Genomic DNA, 20,587 nt, shown 5'->3' on the forward strand with positions numbered 1-20,587 from the left:
CACAAGTTGAAGGTGTGCGGCATACAGCGGCACCCTGAAGATTGCACCGATCACGACGAATACCCCGGCCGACAGGATTTCTGGCGCAAACACTGAGCTATGCCGGACTGAGCAAGCCTGACAACGTCGGAAATCGCTGTCGAGCAGATGGGCGCCGACATTGCCGAAGGCCATTTCACAGCGGCACCCTATTTTCGTTCAATCGCGTCAGCGACCAATCGTGCCTGCCTGGAGAAGTTCGGCCGAATGTACAGATGTAAAACCGTACCGAATGCAAGCTGGGAGGCAGCTTACTTTCAGGTCCATCTCTTTGCACGGGCAATGTGCGCCGCTGGTTCTGCGGACATCGAGACGCTAATGCCGGAGTTGCTTCGCAGCAAATTTGACGCACCGCAGGGCCCGGTCAGTATTGATCCGTCGACTCACCATACACATTTGAATCCGCGCATCGGTCGCGTGAACCGCGAAGGACAATTCGACATCGTATGGGAGTCGCCGGCACCCATACGGCCCGATCCTTATCTCGTCGCCCACGCGCTCGGTGACTGGATGGTTCGATGACGCGTGGGAGCTGTAAATGAACGACGATGACCGGGCCGGTCACGGAAGGCCGGCGCAGGCCCCGCCGATCTCGCATCTGCTAAGCGATTTGCGGTCACTGCGTGTCTGCGTGTTTCATCCGCACGACAGCGACGGTGCGCAGCTTGCGCAACAACTCGAGCGCATCGGGTGTAGCGTTCAGGCTTTCTGGCCGCCATTGCAATCGCCGCCGCACAGAACCGACGTCGTTTTCTTTGCGCTTCTTCCCGACAAGTTGAACGCCATTGACGACTGGTGTACAGACGATGACTCGCCGCCGACAATCGCGGTTCTCAACTACGAGAACCCCACTATCATGGAGGCAATGCTGCGAATCGACGCAAAGGCTGTCGTCACCTCCCCCATCCGGTCATTCGGCCTGCTGAGCGCACTTGTTCTCGCGCGCGAGATCGGCCGTGAGCGCAAGAAGCTACGCAAACGAATCGTGCGCCTCGAAGAAAAGGTCGGCAGCGCCCGCAAAGTCTCGGAGGCTCAGGACATTCTGTGCGGTCAGCGCCGCGTCTCTAAGGACGAAGCATACAAGATCATGCGCGAGCAAGCGATGACCAAGCGCATGACGGTCGAAGATATCGCCTCGGCCATCATCAACGCGAGCGACATACTCTCATCTGGCGGAGGACCGCGTTCAGGTTAACCGTTTCTGTTAGCTGCGATACCGCCTTTGTGCCGCTATGACACCCGGAAGCCGCTAACGCGGCTCCCGATGTAGGCGATGCCATGACGGGGCCGTCCGGAACACGCATTGCAAGCGATGACATGGCTGTTGCATGTCAGCAAGCAGGTTTTGTGTCAAAAGCAGGGACGCCCCATGTCGATATCGGCGAGTCAGAAACATCAATCTAATAAGATCACAAATCATTCTCGTTGACATTAAATTTGGCAATTAAAACAATAACTTAGCGACATTACCTTGTAATAGCGTGCCATAATCTGGCCCGATGATTTTCTGCCAGACGCAACACAGATGAAACTAGGGTAAAAGACAAATGAACGATGATGAACAAGGCCGCCATCAGGCGGCACGCCGCAGCACTCTGGTAAGTGTTGTAGTTAATCTCCTGCTCGCACTCACGCAGATTGTGATCGGTGTAATGGCAAGGTCCCAAGCGTTGCTGTCAGATGGAGTTCACTCTTCATCCGACCTCTTGTCAGACTTTGCCGTACTGTTTGCCGGTCAACATAGCAAGAAAGGTCCGGACGAGGATCATCAATACGGCCATCAACGGTTTGAAACGGCGGCGTCGCTTGCTTTGGGCTTACTTCTGCTAGCCGTCGGCATGGGAATGCTCCGGAGTGCTGCGCTCAAGTTTGAACATCCGTTCGCGATTCCCGCCGTGCATATCGAAGCACTGTGGGTGGCACTGGGTGCCCTCGTATCCAAAGAGCTACTGTTCCGTTACATGTTGACCGTTGCCAAACGGGTGCGCTCCAGCATGCTGATTGCAAACGCATGGCATGCCCGTTCGGATGCGGCATCGTCGTTCGTCGTCGCCTTGGGTATTGCAGGCAACCTGCTGGGATACCCGCTGCTGGACCCGATCGCCGCCCTGATCGTCGGCTTCATGGTAAGCAAAATGGGCTGGGGATTTGCCTGGGATGCGATGCATGACCTCATGGATCGCGCGGCTGACGCGGAAGCAGTGGCCGCTATCCGTAGTACCTTGCGCGGGACACCTGGCGTGATTGGTCTTCACGACCTGCGCACCCGGAAAATGGGCGACCTGATTGTGGTCGACGTTCATCTGGAGGTCAGTGATCAGCTCTCTATCGTAGAAGGTCACGACATTGCGGCCGCGGCTCGTCAAAGCGTGATTAGCAGGCATGCGGTTCTCGATGTGATGACGCACATCGATCCGGTACCGGCTGGGCACTGTGGACAAACACCAACCGTAGCACAAGCTTGGTAAGTTTCAGATTGTTCGGCACCGGCGGCGGCCATAACCGTCAGGTCGGCTGGCCGATGCCGCGCGTCAAACAAGATCGGAGGTCTCTCATCCAGATTGTCGCGCCACAATCTGCTGCCGCACCTCCACCGGCAGATGCGCCCACTCGGGCGTCTCTGGGCAAGGCTGAAACAGATCGGGTTGATCGCCCGGAGGGGGGCTCGGAACGCGTCGCATCGGCTCCTCGTGTAAAGGACAAAGGACGGTGCTCGGCTTGTACCGCATCGAGTTGTGCGGCGAGACACTTATCGGTCAACAGGCGCTTCAGTTCAAGTAGTGCCTCGCAGTCTGCAATTTGCAATACTGAATATATGATGTGACGGCGGATAACTGGGTCAACCTAAAAACCGCAGTTGAGGCTGCCGGAACGGTCGGAGAAGCAATAGGGATGCGGCGCGCTACAAAATTGGCATACTCACCAAATGGGTGAAACAGGAGACGGGCAGATAGCCGCGCTGGGGCAGGCTGTTGAGCCGATGGTGGTCGATACGCTGGGCGGTCGGATGCAGGTGGTGTGCTGGGACGGGTCGTCACAAGCCACGCCCAATGGCCAGTTAGTGTTCTTTGCAGAGTTCCTGCGCGCTGCAGGCGTGTTTGACGAATGGGTGCGAGCCTGCCCGCTCGAATACCGCAGCGGCAATGCGCCGGGCAAGCGGGATGTACTGGGCACCTTGTTGCTTGCGATTCTGGCAGGCCACCGGCGGTATGCGCACATATCGTCGCTGCGCGGGGATGGAGTGGCGGCACAGGCGCTGGGCATGGATCGGGTTGTCAGTGAAGATGCGCTGCGACGGGCGTTGTCGCGCATCGATGAGACGGCGAGCGCGGCGTGGCTGTGCCCGGCGCTGATGGGCAGCGTGCAGGATGCGCTGGAGCAGCCGTGGATCCTTGACATCGACGCGAGCATCAAGCCGCTGCACGGGCGACAGGAAGGCGCGGAGATCGGCTACAACCCGCACAAGCCGGGGCGGCCAGGTCACGTCCTGCACACGTATCGGCTTGGCAACCTTCGGCTGGTGCTCGATGTGCAGGTCAGTCCGGGCAAACAGCACACCTCGGCACATGCGAAGGCCGGGCTTGGCCGGGTGCTTGACGAACTGGGTAGCCGGCGTCCGGCGATAGTGCGTGGCGATTGCGGCTATGGCAACGAAGGCATTCTGGTAGAACTCGAACAACGACAGCAACCGTACCTGCTGAGGCTGCGCCAGACGAAGAACGTTCAGCGGCTGATTGTGCGACAGTTCGGTCGCAGTGACTGGAGCCGGCCCGATGCACAGGGCTGCCAGGTAGTCGAAGATCATCTGCAGCTCACCGGCTGGTCGGCGAAGCGGCGCGTCGTGATTGTGCGCCGGCGCATTCACGGCGCACTGGCTCGCGAGAGCCGCGATACCAACGGGCAACTTCGGCTGACGCTGGCCGAAGATGCGGTGCTCGATGCCGACCCGATGTGGGAATATACGGTGCTGGTAACCGACATCTGTTATCCGCTGGAGGCGATCGCCCAGCTGTACCGGGATCGCTGCGACTGCGAAAACGGTTTCGACGAACTGAAGAACCAGTGGGGGCTGGGCGGCTTCACCACGCAGGACATCGCCCGCTGCCAGACGACGGCACGGGCCGGCGCGCTGGTCTACAACTGGTGGAGCTGGTACTGTCGGGCCGCCCATCCAGGCGCACGTCTCGAAGCGTTGACAAGCCGGCCCCTGCTGCTGGCGGCGGTCGGCACGATGGCCAGCCACGCCGGACAGACGCAGCTATATCTCACGCCGTTGCATGCGAAGGTCGACACGATCAAATCGCTGGTCGCCAATGTTCGTGCGGCTCTGGGCCACGTCGCACGCTTTGCGGAGCAGTTCCCGAAGCTCGACCGATGGCGCGAGCTGCTGCGCTACATCTGCGCACGCATCACCGCATCTACACCGCTGCAACGGACTCCGATCGCTGCGATTGCAGGTAACTGCGGTTTTTAGGGTCAAACATCCACTGCGGCATCTCCGATACGCGTGCTGTTGCCTCGAGAGGGTCGAGTGCACATCGGAAGAATGATCTCGCCATTCTTCTCGACTACGTTGAAGATCCAGGCCACTCGACCGAACCACGAGTGCCAGCGATAGAGAGCTTCTCGTGACTCGGTAATGTGGGTGTTGTGTTTGCGGCTTGTATAACCGCAGTCGTCGTCATTCGTCGCTCAGCTTCGTATCGCCAGTTCAGTTTCTGCGAGACTGGATCAAAGCTCAGCAGATCAAGGATGTCGCTGCATAACTCGGGATCTGTGGAAGGCAAAAAACCGAGGGAAGGTTAGACATTGCTGATCCACGGGGCGCGCAGCGTGCTCTTCCACAGCAAGCACGCTGCATCGTGGGCGGAGCGGTTGCAGAAGCGCAGACCCTCCAATGTGGTAACCGTTGCACTTGCTAACAAGATGGCCCGAACGGCGGTTCTCGCGCATGGCACGCCGGACAACCCGGCGCCCCCCAGTGCACAACCAGCCATACGCTGAACTACAAGGATACGCATCTCTTCGAGCGTGTTGTCAGCTAGGCTCCGGCCATTTCGTTTCATGGGCGATGCTCTCAATAACAACAGATAGCGTAACACCACGCTACGGCGGCGCCAGATCAGTTTGATCGACTGATCGATCTGTGTGGACTGACCGACGAGCGCGGCCAGTTTGCCGCCGGTCGCACGGTTGAGGATGCGGGTGAAGCGTTCAAAAGGGCTTGCGTGCTGTACCAACACAAGCAGCGGTGTGGGCGCGACGACGCCCCATGCCAAGTCGGCGGCTAGGTGCAGCGTGCCGGACGTCGCATGGGCGAACAGGAAGCCGATGCCGATCATCGTGAACATCAACTGGCTGATCAACGTAAGCTGCTTATCGACGATGAGACTCGCCGCCGCGGATCTACTCAACGGTTACATCCTGCGTCGGCAGACATTCAACGTCTAGCAACGCGCGTATTGAGCGATAGTCGTCGGCGTGCGCTGGACGGATGACAAAGGCGTTCATATGGTGATCCAGTCAGTTTCCGTGTTTTCTGTCCGATCGAAGCGTTGCGCAAAGTGCATAGGGCGCAATCACCGAAGATATTCGGACCCAGTGTCACTGCGGCGCTTCGAAATGTCGGCGGTCAATGTTGATGCCCCACGCACACAAAAGGCGATACATGAAAGCCAGTTACCGGCGCCCGCCTTTGCGGGCAGCAAAAAGGACAGACCGGACTCCTCCACGACTGAAGTGCAGCATGTCACGACGGCGGGCACGGCGCACGTATACACGAGCAGCGAATTTATCTTGCGCCATTACTGTCGGTCCTGCCGTCGCTTTACGGCTGGAAAACTGCCATTCGACGCCGCAACCGACGCTGCGATGGATCCTTAATCATTTTTCACCATCGGTTCAGGTTCTATTCAGCGCGCGCTGGTACTGTCATGACCAGTCCTCGGGGCGCGTCGCCACGGCGCGATATGGGGTGCGCAGACCAGCACCAACTGGCCAACCGAGGTATCACCTGGAGGCCGGCGAATTGCAAAGCAAGTATCTGCATGCGGCATATCGTCTGCTCGTGAATACCGCTCCTGCGGTCGTCGACCCACGCATCGATAGGCGCTCAGCCACATATGGCAGAATGCGACGTACTCTCACGATAGCCGCATTAATTGCGGCGCTGCTTGACCCGGTCGATGCCGCTCAAGCGACGCCTGTCGTCGATGCTGAATTGCCGGCTTATCGGCCGGAAACGCGGGTCGATGGGTCGATCAACAGCGTCGGCGATCAGGCGATGAAGCCACTGATGAATGACTGGCTTGAAGCGTTCAAAAAGCATCAACCTGGCATGCGCCGTGGCTCGAACTGGCAGCATATAAGCGACGTACAAGCATTCGGCGCCTTGATGTACGGCAATGCGGATATTGCGCCACTCACTCGCGCCCCGTACCCAAGCGAACTTCAACCCTATGCACATCAGTTCTCCGGTGACATGATGAAATCGCCGCTGTTGGTGCATGTCGGAAATTGGACGGGACGTGCCGCGTACATCGCGGTCAACCAACGCCCCGGCGCGCCATTGCCGCAAAAACTCAAGGAATTCCTCGTCTTCATGATCAGCCACGACGGACAGGAAATCCTAGCGAGACACACTGGCTTTCAACCACTGAGCGCGAGTGAGGCGGCGCAGGAAAGTACGAAACTGCAAGCTTTCCTCCCGCCGCTCGATCCTGCTTTGCCGGTCTACGCAAAGGTCGAAGGCTTGCACGGCAGGATCGACAGCATCGGCAGCGATGGCATGAAATCGTTGATGGATACGTGGATTCAGGACTTTCATCGTGTCCAGCCGCGCGTACGCAAAGGCGAACGATGGGAACATCTGGGCACTCTGAACGGCTTCCACGCCTTGCTCCTCAACGATACCGACATCGCGCCGATGGGCCGCGAGTTATGGCCGCAGGAAAGTCTCGCATACGAATCCACGCATCACCAGAAGGTGCCGTTCGAAATCCGCGTCGCGCGCGGTGGATTCAATACCCCGCAACGCACAACCGCACAGGCCATCTTCGTGCCTGAGAACAACCCATTGACAAAGATCACCGTGCCGCAACTCGCCGATATCCTCGGCGAGCACGCGACTATTGTGCGCTGGGGGCAACTCGGATTGAAGGGAGAATGGGCAAACCGCCCTATTACGATTTACATGCCACCTCGCGCCGCACCCAATGCGATGTCAATGCAGATCATGGTGCTCAAGGGAGGCCAATGGAACCACGCGGTGCATGAAGGTTCCATCCCTCAGACCGCGGACTCAATTGCTGGCGACCCAGGCGCGATTGGCTTCGGCGGTCTGGAGGAAGGCGGTAGCGGGCTAAAGGCCTTAGCGGTGGCCAGCAAAGCGGACGGACCGTTCTTTACCCTCGATGCCGGGAACGCCGCCAGCGGCCGATATCCGCTCACGCGCTACATGTATATCCGCATGAACCGGCCGATATCGAAACCCGTAAAAGCGTTCCTGCGCTATGTCCTCAGCCGCGCCGGCCAAGAGCGCGTGCGATATTCCGCCTACTTCCCACTGAACGCAGTTGAGGTGCAGCAGGAACTTGCGAAACTCAGGTAGGCACCACGACGTTGCGCCTTCTGGCCGCGCTAAGTCGCGCCTCCTCTTGCCAACCCGGCCGTCCTCTGCCCGGTTGGCCGGAGCCGCGATGCTACTGGCATAGGTGCCTCCTCGCTTTGCAGCTGTCAAGTCGAGTCCCGCCGTTTGTTGCCCAATATCGGCAAGCTAGTCCCTGAACAGACTTTCACTTTCGATTCAGACAGCTTTTAGGCTGCTTCTCTATAAATGAGAGTGTTCAATAGGCGACCCACGAAAAAACCCGGTGGCCTGTGTTCGACCAGGCCTTGCCGAGCGCGACTCGTGCGAAGCCAAGAAACTGACATTCAGGAGATCGCACGATGAAACGAGTGGCTTTGCGCATTGCCGTTGCCGGTTTGATCATGGGCACCATGTCTCATTCGGCCTTCGCGGGCAACGAAAAAATTACGCTGATGGTCGGTGGTATGGAGAAGCAGATTTATCTGCCGGCCAAGCTCGCAGAACAACTGGGTTACTTCAAGGAGCAAGGGCTCGAGGTCGAGCTACTGAATGAAGCGGCTGGCGTCGACGCGGAAAACGAACTGCTCGCCGGACAGGTGCAAGGCGTTGTCGGCTTTTACGATCACACCATAGACCTGCAATCGAAAGGCAAATTTATCGAATCGGTCGTGCAGTTTAGCCACACGCCCGGAGAGGTAGAACTGATCTCCGCGAAATTGGCCGATAAGGTTAAGTCGCCTGCCGATTTCCGTGGCAAGACACTCGGCGTGACAGGACTCGGTTCCTCGACCAATTTTCTCACGCAGTACCTCGCGGTATCGCATGGTGTGCCCATTAGCGAAGTCACCTCGCTCGCGGTCGGTGCTGGCAACACGTTCATCGCGGCGCTCAAGCAGGGCAAGATCGACGGCGGCATGACGACGGAGCCGACCATCTCGCGCCTGCTGAAGACAGGCGACGCCAAGGTGTTGGTCGATCTGCGCTCGCCCGAAAGCACCCAGAAGTGGCTGGGTGGCTTGTATCCGGCAGCTTCCCTCTACATGCAAACGTCTTGGGTCGAAACTCACCAGGCTACCACGCAGAAACTGGCGAACGCCTTCGTCAAAACGCTTCGTTATATCTCGAGTCATAGCGCTGAGGAGCTCGCCGCGAAGATGCCCGCCGACTACTACGCGGGCGACAAAGACAGTTACGTCAAAGCGCTGGCCGCTGGCAAGGTTTCGTTCATTCCTGACGGCCGCATGCCGCAATCGGGTCCGCCGACGGTCCTGAAGGTGCTGTCAGCCTTCGACCAGAGCGTCAAGGGCCGCCCCATCGACCTCGCCAAGACGTACACCACGAAGTTTGTTGCTGCCGTTCCGGAAAGTTGACTTCGAAGTGCGTGTCCCCGACCTCCTGGCATCGTGGCTGCGGCCGTTTCTTCCTAAACGGCGCGGAACTCATTGCCCTGCCCCTATATGCGGACGCCGCGACTGCTCTGGGCGCGCAAACTCAACAACGAAATCTGCACTCGAGGTGATTGATATGAAAGTCCAACCTGCAAACAAGCTTGCGGCCGCACACATCCCCGACGACGCGCCCGCAATTGAACTCGACCGTGTCAGCCGCCGGTTTATTAGCCCCGAGGGCAAGGCCATTATGGCGCTACAGAACTTCACAATGAGCGTGAAGAAAGGTCAGTTCTGTGCCGTGGTCGGCCCGACCGGCTGTGGCAAATCCACCACGCTTAGCCTGATCACCGGGCTTGCGCGCCCCAGTGCCGGCACGGTGCGCATCTGGGGCCATCCGGTGACGGGCATCGACCGCCGCATTGGCTTCGTGTTCCAGACCGACGCGGTCTTCCCGTGGAAGAACGTGCTGGATAACGTCGCCGCCGGCCCGCTCTATCGCGGCATGCGCAGGGACGAGGCCAACGACAAAGCCATGGACTGGATTCGCCGCGTCGGCCTCGCGCGCTTCGAACGTCATTACCCGCACCAGCTGTCGGGGGGTATGCGCAAGCGTGTCGCGCTCGCGCAAACCTTCATCAATGAGCCTGAAATCCTCCTGATGGATGAACCATTTTCGGCGCTCGATGTGCAGACCCGCGCGCTGATGCAGGATGAACTGCTCCATCTATGGGGCGGCAACGGCGCGTCGGTGGTCTTCGTCACACATGACATCGAAGAAGCCATCGCCCTCGCCGACAACGTCTTCGTGCTCACATCAGGGCCAGCGACGGTCAAGACCACCTATGAAATCGACCTGCCGCGGCCTCGCGAAGTGTCGGAGGCGCGCTATTCGCCACGCTTCATCGAATTGTCCCGTCAAATCTGGAACGATTTGCGCGACGAAGTTCACATCTGACGGTCAGCCTGAATAGTGAGGATTGCAATGAATACTCGAACAACCGCATTACCGGTGCATGAAGTCGAACTGCGCCAGGTGGAACTCGAAGCGCTCGGCAGAATGCGCCGCCGCCAGAATCTGGTTCATGCGCTTCGCGTCGCGGTACTTGTCGTGACGCTGGGTGGCTGGGAACTCGCAGGAAGGATCGGCTGGATCGATCCGTTCTTCTTCTCCATGCCGTCGATGATCGTCGGCCAGATCTGGACATGGATCACCGAGGGCACGTCGCAAGGTCCGCTGTGGGTGCAGGTTCTGGTGACTCTGGAGGAGACCGCGCTCGGTTTTCTGATCGGCGGCGTGGGCGGTGTCATCGCCGGCATCGCGCTTGGCCGCAACAAACTGCTAGCCGATGTCTTCAGTCTCTACATCAAGATCGCCAATTCGATTCCGCGTGTCGTGCTTGGATCGGTGTTCATCATCGCGCTGGGTCTGGGCATGGCGTCGAAGGTCGCGCTCGCTGTCGTGATGGTTTTCTTCGTCGTGTTCGCCAATGCCTTCCAGGGCGTGCGTGAAGCCGACCGCAATCTGATCGCCAACGCCCACATCCTCGGTGCCACGAAGCGTCAGGTCACGATGACGGTGGTGCTGCCGGCCGCGATGAGCTGGATCCTGGCGAGTTTGCACGTCAGCTTCGGTTTCGCGCTGGTTGGCGCCGTGGTCGGCGAGTTTCTCGGTTCGCGGCAAGGCATCGGTCTTCTGATTTCGACCGCGCAGGGCGCGTTCAATGCGGCCGGGGTGTTCGCCGCGATGATCGTGCTGGCCGTCGTCGCGCTGGGGGCGGAGTTTTTGCTCACTCAATTCGAAAACAGGCTGCTCAAATGGCGCCCACCGCAATTCACCGAAAACGGCCATTAACACGCAAAGGCGGCGGCAGCGTCGGCCGCCCGCACCGTTCCAATGCCGGTCGCCGTCTGTCTCCGGACTGCCTTCGCGCGGCGTCAGCAACCAATACCGACCATCGATTTCGTCCCATGCCCGACACAACCTTCGCGCCGCGCCCCTTGCGCCGCAAGCGGGAATGCCCGCACGCCGTCCTCGCGGCGCTTGCTGCTACCACCTTGCTGTGTTGTCACGGCGCGCTCGCCAACCCGCCGTTCTTGACCGACGATGCCGAGCCCGTCGAAAAGGGGCACTTCGAGATCGACGCAGGTGCCACGGGCACCATCAGGCAAGCAGAGCATAGCGGCTCACTGCCCTCGCTGGAGGTCAACTACGGTGTGGTCGACAATCTCGAAGCCAGCGTGAACCTTGGCATGTCGTTCATGCACTCCGACGGCGAGAAGTTTCACTACGGCTTCGGCGACGCCGAACTCGTCGTTAAGTACCGTTTCATCACGGAAGACGAAAACGGTATTCGCCCTCAAGCGGCATTCGCGCCAAGTGTTACCTTTGCGACGGGTAATGATCGTCTCGGTCTCGGCGACGGGCACAATCACGTGTACCTGCCCTTATGGATACAGAAGTCGATTGGCGACTGGACGACCTCCGGCGGCGGTGGCTACGTCGTCAATCGTCACGCAAACGAGAAGGGCTATTGGCTTGCGGGATGGGCGGTGATGCGCAAGATCAATGAGCGCCTGGAGCTTGGCGGCGAGGTGTTCTACGCGGGCGCCGCAAAAAGCGCCGACCCGTCCACGGTCTCGTTCAATCTTGGCGGCAAGTACAGCTTCACCGAGCACGATCGCCTGATGGTCTCCTTCGGACGTGGCATCACTCATGTCAATGAAAGCAATCAGTTCTCGTACTATGTCGGCTACCAGCGTGATCTGTGAGTACACGGAAAAAGGTGCGTCGATTCGGCGTGTCCCCATGCGCGGAGGCGTGCCCGTCATGCCTCGCGCCCGTCAGGTCGCGTCGGCTTCCCGTAACGTAGTACCGTGCGACGCATCTGCAGGCCCGTCGCTCGCCGTCGCGGCGGGCAACTCGAACACCACGCGAAGGCCGCTGCCAGGGGTGGGCTCGACGTAGATGCGCCCGCCGTGCAACTCCACCAGGCTGCGGCAGATGGCAAGACCCAGGCCGGTGCCCTTGTCCTCGCCGGGACGCGGAATGCGCACGAAACGCTCGAAGATGTGCTCCCGCTGCTCGGCGGGCACGCCCGGCCCTTCGTCCTCGATACTCACTTGCCAGAGCCCATCGAGCAGCGCGGAGCGCAATGTGACCCGTCCGCCCGGCGGGGATGCCGAGAGCGCGTTGCTCAACAGATTGAGCAGCACCTGGCGCAGCCATTTTGGCTCTATGGCGACCTGGCCGCGACCATGGTGAGTGAAGAAAAAGCGCAGTCTGCGGTGCTCCGCCAACACATGGGCGTCTTCGGAAAAGCTGTGCAGGAACGGTTCGGGATCGTGCAGTTTCAAATCGAGCGTCATCGCTCGCGCATCGGCACGCGAAAGCAACAGCAAGTCCTCGATGATCCGGTTGAGATGTGCAAGCTCCTTGATCTGGACCTGCACAGACTGTTCCTGCGCTGGCGACAACTGCCCATCCAACACGAGCTTCTCCGCCTGCAGCCTCACAAGCGTCAAAGGCGTCTTCAGCTCGTGGGATGCCTCGGCGGTGAAGCGACGAATCTGATCGAACGAGATTTCCAGGCGGTCGAACATCTGATTGAGCAGGCGCGCAAGGTCGGAAATCTCATCCTTTGCCGCCGAGACGGGAATGCGTTCGCTGAGATTGTCGGAGCGGATACGGTTCGCCGTGTCCTGGATCGTGCGCACCGGGCGCAATGCAATACGGCCGAAACCATAGCCAATGACGCTGCTGACCATCACCATGACCAGCAGCAATTCATAGAAGGTTCGCTCGTAGCCTTCCATCACCACGCGCACCTGGCTCTTCGAGGTGGCGATGATGACCTTGTAAGGCCCTAACGAAAATGCGCCCGCCCGCAGTTCACCCAGACCTTCAACGACGGCATTGAAAACAGCCTCCCGCGGGCGAGCCGGAATACGGTGGCCGTCGAGGCCTTGTGAGCGAAACACGACTTCGCCGCCGGGTGCGTCGACCTCGACCTGAAAGAGTTCCGGGTCATCCGTCAGAGCATGCAGGCGCTGCCGCAGCACTTCCATTGAAGACGTTTCCGCAGCGGACCCGACCCCGGACTTGAGTTGCTCGAACTCGGAGCGATTGAGCAGGTCGAGCGCATGAATCGCATGCTGTTCGATGAAATAGCGACCGGCCATGAACAGCAACGCGAACGTAACCGTCGAGGCAATCATGTAACAGATTGCCAGCCGGGCTCCGATCGATTTCATATCAGTTGGTAGCCTACGCCGCGTACTGTCTTGAAGAGCGATTTGCCGAGGGGCGCCTCGATCTTCGCACGCAATCTGCTCATGTAGACATCGAGCAGATTCGTGTCGACGTCATAATGCGATTCCCAGATTTTTTCGGAGATCAGAGTCCGGGTCAAAATCCGTCCAGGGTTTTGCAGGAATATTTCAAGCAGCGCAAATTCGCGGCTGGTGAGATCGACCGGTTGTCCGTTCAACTGCACCGTGCGGCTCAAGAGATCGAGCTTGATGCCCTGGTGTTGCAGCAGCGTGTCCTTTACCGCTGACTGGCGCCGCAACAGCGAGCGCATGCGGGCGAGGAGTTCTTCCAGACTGAAGGGCTTGGGCAGGTAGTCGTCCGCACCCACGTCGAGCCCGCTGACGCGATCCTCCACAGCGTCGCGCGCGCTGAGGATCAGCACCGGCTCATTGAACCCAGCCCTGCGCCACTCGCGCAGCAGCGCCAGCCCGTCGCCGTCAGGCAATCCTATGTCCAGCACGATGACGTCGTAAGTGGTCTCGCAGAGAGCCTCGCGTGCCTCGGTGCAGCTTCCTACCCAGGTGGCCGTATAGGCACGCTCGATAAACGCCTGCTTAAGAAACAGACCGAGCTTGCGCTGGTCTTCGACGATGAGGATTTTCATATCACCAGGACGCTCCAACCGTTGTCTTGGGCTGTGGCTTCAGGCTATCGCAAAGGCGCTGCTGTCACAAGCAATCCGTCACACGACGCCCATCGCCGGGCGCTTTGAACCGTGCGGCAACACATCCCAGTCGCCATCGCCATGGCGGAAAAAATAGATCAAAAAGGGGCCTGTCGATCTGCACGCTTCGACGCACACGCAACGCCTTCCATCCGAACTTGCGTGGCTCCCTCGTTTTACACGCGCCGACGTGGCGGGGGCCATCACGAGCCACTTCTCGATCATGTAACGCAAGGACCTCTGGGTCGTTTCCATCTCCTGCTCCTTCAATTCCGTAGCTGATGCCGCCCGCCCCGGTCGCCCGTTTGCAGTCCCGGTAAGGCGTGATGCCTGCGCCTCCGTCGCACATTGAATAGAACGGATATCGCGTCAACCTGGCCTCGTTTAACCCGTTTAACCGCGCTGAGGATTCTCGAGGGGGTAGTTTGTCGCGTGCATGAGTCAAGGCTAGTGGCGCAACCTAAACGCAACCTGAATTTTGGTGTCAGTAGGAACCCTGAGATAGCAGCTCGCGCACAAGGGATGATCAGGTCGATGCGGGGCGCCGCGGCGGCGGGAGCCGCGCGATGGAGCGAGGACGCGCCTCGCAACCGCGCGCTTTCAGTTTTTCGCCACGGGGCGAATCAACGGGTCCGGTACAACGTCGAAGCGCAGCAGCGCACCGCCTGCCTTGGTTTTTCCGGGAGATACCGCGACGTATAGCTGGCGCAATTCAGGCACAAGAATGGCCGTCTTGGCGCCCGTGGCCGTCGGCACGCGGGCGACCTCCTCGTAATGGTTCTCGTCCTGTTGCTGGATCACGCTGATGTAGTCATCACCGGCTACGTAAATGCGCTGATTGGCTTTATCGAACATCACCTGGTTCGTCCGCTGGGGCGCGACGAAATCGGCCAACGCCGCACCCGTTCTCGCGTCGAGCACCAGCAGCTTGAATGGCTTGCGCGTGCTGACGAACAATCGTTGATGCGTTTCGTCGAACGCCATTGCTGCGTTTAACTCGGCGCCCTTGATGGGCCAGCTGTCGATCACACGGCGGTTGGTCTTGTCGAGTACCGCTATCGTGCTTTTGCCGGTCAGGTTAACGAAGAGTCGCTGGCCGCGCTGCTCCGCCACCATCGACTCTGTGAAGTCGGTATCGAAGCTCAGCTCGCCGATGCGCTCGCCAGTTCGCGGATCTATCTCCGAAATGATCGAGCGGGACATCTTCGGCTCGGCGTTTTTCCCGCCAGTGACCACATATAGATGCTCGCGCGACGCATCGTAGTACATCGAGTCCGCGCCGGCGTTGAGCGCGATGGACCCGATGATGCCATAGCTGACGGCATCCACCACCTTCGTCATGCCAGCACCGCTATCGGTGACAATCAGACGCTTGACATCGGGCAGGTAGAGGATACCGTGAGGATGCTCGAAACCCTTGATCGTTTTCAGATGGGTGCACGTCCGAAGGTCGAAGACTTCGAGCGTTCCCTCGTCCTCTCCCGCAAGAAAAAGGCGATTGCCTGTCACGTCGGCAGCGAAATGATCGAAGTCCCCGCTGTAGCCCGGCAACTCGGCGCGTCCGCTCGGTTTGAGGACCGGCGAAGCCGTGATTGCGCTGTTGATCACGGCGGGCTCGATCGTCGCTGCCGCGACCGCGCAGGGCATGCCGCCAAGAACCATACTGCTGGTCAGTGCCGCGAGGGACAGCATCGAAGTACGCACGCGCATGGCAGTGCTCCCAAAAGCAATAAAAGATGAGACGGCGCAGGCCGCGATGTCACATGCCGCCAGTGCCGGCCGGCGCGGCAGGCTGCGCGCCCATGACTGAGCTGGAGCAGCTCGAAGACATTCGAGCTTGCCGCGACTCGGCGAGGCAAGCGCACGGATCGCGAGCACACCTAGCGCACAGGCTCGAATAGCGCATTGAAGCTCGGAATCTGCTTTTGCAGACTGTCGCGCAATGCGGTTCCGGCCATGAAGAAGTCTTTTTCGCCTTTGCCATACTGGCCGTCGTTCTTGTACGCGGCCACGAGCAGACCGATGTTCTGGCCAGCCGCGTCGCGCAGCGGCATCATCATGACGAACTTCTTGACGGTATCGTTCGACCGGTGCCAGCGCGGGTCCACGATGGTAATGCCTTTTGTGATGATGTCGATGTCGTCAGGATCGTCGGGGTTGCCGATCCGATCCAGGTAGGAGCCGGCAAACATGGTGTAGGTACCGGCGGCGGCGCCGGGCGGAACGCCATGGAAGGTGACGCTGAGAAGTTCGGGATGGCTCGCCATGATGTGCTCGGACAGCACCTGCGCGAAAATCTTCGTGTTCGGCGGCGTCCAGTTCTTCGACTTTTGCGGCGCAGCGACGGCCGCCGTTTGCGCGGTACACAGCACGGTTGCCGACGACAGCACGGTCAGCGTTGCGGCGAGTGCGATTCGGGTCAAAACTTTCATAGTCTCCTCTCTTGCCCGGCGGGCGATATGGAACGGGTTACGGACCAATCTACTTTCGACACCTTGAACGGAGGTGAACGCCGCCTGAATCTTCATTGAGGCAAGGCGCGACACACGCCCAATGCTGTCGTGCGAGCGGCGCGCCGCTCCCACGCCTCGGATGGCGGGCGCTAGCGCAGGCGGCTGAGCGCCACGTCGACGAAGCTATTTGTATAGGTCTGCTCGGGCTTAACCGAACGATAGGAAGGCTTGAACTCCGCGAGAACGCGCCATTCGTTTTCAGCGCCGTCAGGCGGCATCCTGCCGTCGGTCGCGAACATGGGCTTCGCTTCCTTTAATACCTTGAGATACGCGGCCCGGTCCCGCCCACTGATCTCGACAGGAACGATCGCTGCAATTTCTTCTGCGCTATGCGTGTTGATATATCGAAGCGTGCGAACGAATGCGTCAGCCAGATGCTGCGCGATCTCCGGGTGTGTCTTCGCGCGTTCACGCGTCATATATACGGTGCTGGACGGGAACAGCACGCCGAAGTTTTTCTTCGTTCCTTCGACAGTGGTGAGGTCCGCAAACGTGGTGGCGACGCCTTGCGCCTCATAAAAATCGCCGTCTGGCGTGGGTGCGACGACGAAATCCGCCGTTCCGTTGCGCAACGCCTCGGTATTGCTGGTCTTGCCGTCGGTGCCGAGACGCGTGTAGTCGGTGATGCGGTTGCCGCCCGAGAGCACGAGATAGTTGGCCACCGTGCTCTTGGACGAACCGGCGCCTCCGGCGATGAAGCGGCTGCCCTTCAGGTCCGCGAGGGTCTTGTATCTTTCTTTCGACGCATTTGCGACCAGAACCTTCGCGCCCGGCGTGACACCCAACGTGACGATTGCTTCCGTCGCGTTGCCCTGCGACTGGTTCACGATGTTGTGATGGTAGTACGCCATCACCGCATCGACACGGCCGTCGGCGAGCATCTCTGCATGCGGCGTGTCGTCCCGCGTATTCATCACCGTGACGGTCATCTCCTTGTCGCTCAGGTAGCCCAGGCGCTCGGCGAGCACCACCGGAAAGTTGCGGATCGCCTTGATCTCGTCGACCAGCAGCACGATGCGGTGCGGGGTGTCGCCGGCATTAGATGTAGCGGGTTCGGCATGCAACGCGTGGCCGAACGCCACGATGACCGGTAACAAGACAATCGCGAGACTTTTCATGTCGCCCTCGACAGGTTGAAGAACTACGAGACAGGAAGCTACCGTGCGGACCTGAACCGCGACTGAACGGCACATGAACGCAAGCTGACGTTGGCCCGTCACGGACCCTGCAGCGGATCGGCAATGACCACTTGCTCTTCCTCGCGCACGTTTTTCTTGTTGTCGCTGATGGCTTTCCACGCGGCATTGCTCTTCAGGTTTTCGCGGACTTTCGCGACCACTGCGTTGCGAGCCGCGAGTGCCGCTTCGTTCCTGTATTCGAGGATAACCAGCGTGGACCACGGACGGCCTGCGGGAAAGTCGCTGACATAGAGCGCGTAGCGCGACAGGACGCCCTCGCCCATCCAGCCGTTGAATTGCGGTATCACGTAACCGTCGGCGTATTTCAGGTAGTCGTCCGCCGATACCAGCGTCTTGTACGGGATCACCACAAAGACGGCGTCGCTGGATGCATCCCTGGTGCTGCCGGCGCGCATCAGGTCGACGGGCGCGGTGTGAATCGCGGTCGTCAACGCTAGTGCCCTCGCCGACAGGGCCGCCGGATGCCTTTGCTCCATCTGCTTCCAGTGCGCAACTTCCGACGCGTTGGAAAAGGTCAGCAGCGCCATCGCGTCCCAGTTACCGTCGTCAGCGAAGCGGCTGAACAGCACGCGATAACGCGTGATGTGCCCTTCTTCCTGCCAACGCCTCAACCGCGGCACGGTGACCCGCACGAGTTCGTGACGTAATGCCGGCCGGTTAGCTGGTGCCGTGTGATAGGTGATGATGAGCGAAAGCGAGTCCCCCGACTGCCCGGTCCCGCTATCGCCAGCCTGCGCGCCGGACGCCATGCACAGCGCGACCGGGATAAGGAAAAGCCACGGCATCAATCTGTTCGTCATGGTGTCTCTCCGCAAAGGTTTAAAGATCGAGGACCAGCAACGCGCCTCTCGCCCGGGAACAGCATGGCGCGAAGCGATCGTTCCTGGCACGTTCCTCCGGCGTCAGGCACAGGTCGCGATGATCGATCTCGCCTTCAATCACCCGTGTGACGCACGTCCCGCAGACGCCCTGCGTGCACGACGTCGGAATGGCAACGCCCGATCCCGATAACGCTTGCACGACCGACTCGGTCTCTGCCACGCGATAGACTTTGCCGGTGCTCGCGATCCTCACGTCGAATGCGGCCGCAGCCTCCGGCGCGTACGCGCCGGCAGAAAAATGCTCGCGGTGGATGAACTCATCCGGCCATCCTTTCTGCGTTGCAGTGTCGATCGCGCGGTCCATGAAGCCGTCGGGACCGCAGACATAGAGGTGCGTGCCCGGCGGCTGGCAATCGAGAATGGCCGGCAGATCGAGCCGCTGCGCGGCAGGACCATCGCTGAAGTGATACGACACGCGGCTGGCGTACGCGGATCGGGCGATACGCTCGATGAAGGCAGTACGCTCGGCTGAGCGGTTGCAGTAATGCATCTCGAAGTCGGCACCGATGCTGGCCAGCCGCTCAGCCATGCAGATGATCGGCGTGATGCCGATGCCGCCTGCCAGAAGGAGCGAGCGCGGCGCCGATCGCTCCAGACCGAAATGGTTTCGCGGCTCGCTGATCTCGATGAAATCGCCCACCTCGATGTCGTCATGGATCGCCGCCGACCCACCCCGCGATACCGGCACGCGCAGCACACAGATCACATAGCGATGCCTCTCGCGCGGGTCGTTGCACAGCGAATACTGGCGCACGAGGCCATTGCGCAGATAGACATCAATGTGCGCGCCGGCGTCGAAAGGAAGCACTGGCTTGCCCGAGGGCGCAACGAGCGTCAACGTGCAGATGCCGGCGGCCTCGACGTCCTTGCTTGCGACCTGCACGGTCAAGCGTCCATATCGATAGCTCATCTTGCGGTTGCGGCGAATGCATCGGCTGATGCCTGTGTAGGCGAGAACCGGCAGACACAGCGCGCCGAACAGCAATATCAGTTGTCCGAACAGACCGCCGACCCGCCCGGTATGCCAGGAAAGCGCCCAGAAATACACCTTGTTTCCGAGGCTGCTGTCGGCATACGGCGTGAATTCTAGCGGCTTGCCCGTGTAGGCATCGAGGAATAGCATCGTGCGTGCGTTGGCGTGCGGCGCGTCATGCGCGATCAGATAGATTTCGACCGGGTCGCGCGCGCGCCTGGGAAAATGCAGCAACGCCTCGGACGGCTGCGGCACGAGCGCCTGTGCGATCTGCCAGGATGCCTCCATCGGCAAACGCTTTGCTCCAGTCGGAGGTGCGGATCTGTGCTCCTTGACGGGCTCCTGCGAGCCGGTCAGCACGTAAATGGCGTGTGCGTACCAGTCGAATGCCTGCGGCAGGCCGGTGAGCGCGCTGACCAGCACGATGGCACTCGCGTATAGGCCAACGGTCTTGTGCAGGCTCAGCGTGCGCGCCGCGCCTGTCAGTCGCCCGTCGAACCTCACGGCGTGCTTCCACGCGCGCAGCCGGGACGGCCACCACATGAAGAGCCCGCCCACAACGAGCACGATCGAAAAGACGATCGCGCCCGTGCCGGTTATCAGGCTGCCGTGCGGCATGAAGCGGAATCGATGGACCTGCTCGATGAAGCCGAGCACGCCGCCGTAGCGCGCCCGCACGCCGAGAACTACGCCCGTGCACGGGTTGAGATAGACGAAGGTCTGGTCCGTGAAGCGAACCTGTGCCGCGGGTATTCTCGCGGCGCTGGGGTCGCCGGCAAGCAGTCGGACATAGTCCAGTGAGGCGTGCGGGCGCACTGCGATCGAATTAGCGGCAAGTGTGTCGAGCGGCACGCGCGCGACACACGCCGGCACCGTGAGCAAGTCCGGATTGAGCACGGGTTCAAGCTGCGGGCGAAACACGATCGCCGCGCCGGTGAGGCCGATCAGGGCCATCAGCAGGCCAACGCTCAGACCTGCCCAGCGGTGGCACCGAAGGACGATCGTACGAAATGTGAGGTTCATCGTCTTT

At 60.2% G+C, this 20,587-nt stretch carries 16 protein-coding genes and 2 pseudogenes; 10 read left to right on the top strand and 8 right to left on the bottom strand.

The genetic code is table 11. The annotated features are described in order from the left end of the window. The first annotated feature begins 117 nt into the window (after window positions 1–117). The 5 genes and pseudogenes from SB822_RS30955 to SB822_RS30975 all read left to right on the top strand — a co-directional run. Entirely contained in the window at window positions 118–561 is a 444-nt protein-coding gene (locus SB822_RS30955; protein WP_410856352.1) for a transporter substrate-binding protein, read from the top strand. Window positions 562–577: 16 nt separating this feature from the next. After that, window positions 578–1,234 (top strand): ANTAR domain-containing response regulator, encoded by a 657-nt coding sequence (locus SB822_RS30960; protein ID WP_410856325.1) that lies wholly within the window; start codon window positions 578–580, stop codon window positions 1,232–1,234. 352 nt (window positions 1,235–1,586) lie between these two features. After that, window positions 1,587–2,507, top strand: coding sequence for a cation diffusion facilitator family transporter (locus SB822_RS30965; protein ID WP_410856329.1), 921 nt, complete (start codon window positions 1,587–1,589; stop codon window positions 2,505–2,507). 458 nt (window positions 2,508–2,965) lie between these two features. Beyond that, a complete protein-coding gene (locus SB822_RS30970; protein ID WP_410856330.1) occupies window positions 2,966–4,513 on the top strand; it encodes a transposase in 1,548 nt (515 codons plus the stop codon). Between the two features lie 332 nt (window positions 4,514–4,845). Continuing rightward, window positions 4,846–5,043: pseudogene (locus SB822_RS30975) on the top strand (IS110 family transposase); the annotation flags it as partial. An 83-nt stretch (window positions 5,044–5,126) separates the two neighbouring features. Here SB822_RS30975 and SB822_RS30980 read toward each other — a convergent pair. Next, window positions 5,127–5,444 (bottom strand): annotated as a pseudogene (locus tag SB822_RS30980) (hypothetical protein); the annotation flags it as partial. A 623-nt stretch (window positions 5,445–6,067) separates the two neighbouring features. Between SB822_RS30980 and SB822_RS30985 the strand changes: the two are divergent. The 5 genes from SB822_RS30985 to SB822_RS31005 all read left to right on the top strand — a co-directional run bounded on the left by SB822_RS30985 (window position 6,068) and on the right by SB822_RS31005 (window position 11,787). Next, a complete protein-coding gene (locus tag SB822_RS30985; RefSeq protein ID WP_410856331.1) occupies window positions 6,068–7,648 on the top strand; it encodes a substrate-binding domain-containing protein in 1,581 nt (526 codons plus the stop codon). A 338-nt stretch (window positions 7,649–7,986) separates the two neighbouring features. Continuing rightward, complete coding sequence (locus SB822_RS30990) at window positions 7,987–8,997, top strand: ABC transporter substrate-binding protein (RefSeq protein ID WP_410856332.1); 1,011 nt, start codon at window positions 7,987–7,989, stop codon at window positions 8,995–8,997. 154 nt (window positions 8,998–9,151) lie between these two features. Next, window positions 9,152–9,973: an ABC transporter ATP-binding protein gene (locus tag SB822_RS30995; RefSeq protein WP_410856333.1), complete on the top strand. Its 822-nt coding sequence runs from the start codon at window positions 9,152–9,154 to the stop codon at window positions 9,971–9,973. A 27-nt stretch (window positions 9,974–10,000) separates the two neighbouring features. Beyond that, a complete protein-coding gene (locus tag SB822_RS31000; RefSeq protein WP_410856334.1) occupies window positions 10,001–10,870 on the top strand; it encodes an ABC transporter permease in 870 nt (289 codons plus the stop codon). Continuing rightward, window positions 10,834–11,787, top strand: a complete 954-nt coding sequence (locus tag SB822_RS31005) for a hypothetical protein (protein ID WP_410856335.1) — start codon at window positions 10,834–10,836, stop codon at window positions 11,785–11,787. The genes SB822_RS31000 and SB822_RS31005 overlap by 37 nt, the downstream gene beginning before the upstream one ends. A 72-nt stretch (window positions 11,788–11,859) precedes the next feature. Here the strand turns inward: SB822_RS31005 and SB822_RS31010 are convergent, their stop codons facing one another. From SB822_RS31010 to SB822_RS31040, 7 genes are all read right to left on the bottom strand, one after another. After that, window positions 11,860–13,269 (bottom strand): ATP-binding protein, encoded by a 1,410-nt coding sequence (locus tag SB822_RS31010; RefSeq protein ID WP_410856336.1) that lies wholly within the window; start codon window positions 13,267–13,269, stop codon window positions 11,860–11,862. Next, entirely contained in the window at window positions 13,266–13,931 is a 666-nt protein-coding gene (locus tag SB822_RS31015) for a winged helix-turn-helix domain-containing protein (RefSeq protein ID WP_410856337.1), read from the bottom strand. Before SB822_RS31015 ends, SB822_RS31010 begins: the two co-directional genes overlap by 4 nt. Before the next feature lie 660 nt (window positions 13,932–14,591). Continuing rightward, entirely contained in the window at window positions 14,592–15,869 is a 1,278-nt protein-coding gene (locus SB822_RS31020; RefSeq protein WP_410856338.1) for a YncE family protein, read from the bottom strand. 2 nt (window positions 15,870–15,871) lie between these two features. Then, window positions 15,872–16,423, bottom strand: coding sequence for a hypothetical protein (locus tag SB822_RS31025; protein WP_410856339.1), 552 nt, complete (start codon window positions 16,421–16,423; stop codon window positions 15,872–15,874). A 170-nt stretch (window positions 16,424–16,593) separates the two neighbouring features. Beyond that, window positions 16,594–17,622, bottom strand: a complete 1,029-nt coding sequence (locus tag SB822_RS31030) for an ABC transporter substrate-binding protein (RefSeq protein WP_410856340.1) — start codon at window positions 17,620–17,622, stop codon at window positions 16,594–16,596. 98 nt (window positions 17,623–17,720) lie between these two features. Beyond that, window positions 17,721–18,503, bottom strand: coding sequence for a hypothetical protein (locus SB822_RS31035; RefSeq protein WP_410856341.1), 783 nt, complete (start codon window positions 18,501–18,503; stop codon window positions 17,721–17,723). 19 nt (window positions 18,504–18,522) lie between these two features. Further along, entirely contained in the window at window positions 18,523–20,580 is a 2,058-nt protein-coding gene (locus tag SB822_RS31040; protein ID WP_410856342.1) for a PepSY domain-containing protein, read from the bottom strand. Window positions 20,581–20,587: the final 7 nt, after the last annotated feature.

It is taken from the genome of Paraburkholderia sp. SIMBA_054 (assembly GCF_046534875.1).
GTDB classification, from domain to species: domain Bacteria; phylum Pseudomonadota; class Gammaproteobacteria; order Burkholderiales; family Burkholderiaceae; genus Paraburkholderia; species Paraburkholderia hospita.

Bases quoted from the DNA above. Each gene is read 5' to 3' on its own strand.
- SB822_RS31030 (WP_410856340.1), bottom strand. From the start codon at position 17,622: ATGAAAAGTCTCGCGATTGTCTTGTTACCGGTCATCGTGGCGTTCGGC.
- SB822_RS31005 (WP_410856335.1), top strand. From the start codon at position 10,834: ATGGCGCCCACCGCAATTCACCGAAAACGGCCATTAACACGCAAAGGC.
- SB822_RS30960 (WP_410856325.1), top strand. From the start codon at position 578: ATGAACGACGATGACCGGGCCGGTCACGGAAGGCCGGCGCAGGCCCCG.
- SB822_RS31010 (WP_410856336.1), bottom strand. From the start codon at position 13,269: ATGAAATCGATCGGAGCCCGGCTGGCAATCTGTTACATGATTGCCTCG.
- SB822_RS31000 (WP_410856334.1), top strand. From the start codon at position 10,001: ATGAATACTCGAACAACCGCATTACCGGTGCATGAAGTCGAACTGCGC.
- SB822_RS31035 (WP_410856341.1), bottom strand. From the start codon at position 18,503: ATGACGAACAGATTGATGCCGTGGCTTTTCCTTATCCCGGTCGCGCTG.
- SB822_RS31015 (WP_410856337.1), bottom strand. From the start codon at position 13,931: ATGAAAATCCTCATCGTCGAAGACCAGCGCAAGCTCGGTCTGTTTCTT.
- SB822_RS30970 (WP_410856330.1), top strand. From the start codon at position 2,966: ATGGGTGAAACAGGAGACGGGCAGATAGCCGCGCTGGGGCAGGCTGTT.
- SB822_RS30990 (WP_410856332.1), top strand. From the start codon at position 7,987: ATGAAACGAGTGGCTTTGCGCATTGCCGTTGCCGGTTTGATCATGGGC.
- SB822_RS31025 (WP_410856339.1), bottom strand. From the start codon at position 16,423: ATGAAAGTTTTGACCCGAATCGCACTCGCCGCAACGCTGACCGTGCTG.
- SB822_RS31040 (WP_410856342.1), bottom strand. From the start codon at position 20,580: ATGAACCTCACATTTCGTACGATCGTCCTTCGGTGCCACCGCTGGGCA.
- SB822_RS30965 (WP_410856329.1), top strand. From the start codon at position 1,587: ATGAACGATGATGAACAAGGCCGCCATCAGGCGGCACGCCGCAGCACT.
- SB822_RS30995 (WP_410856333.1), top strand. From the start codon at position 9,152: ATGAAAGTCCAACCTGCAAACAAGCTTGCGGCCGCACACATCCCCGAC.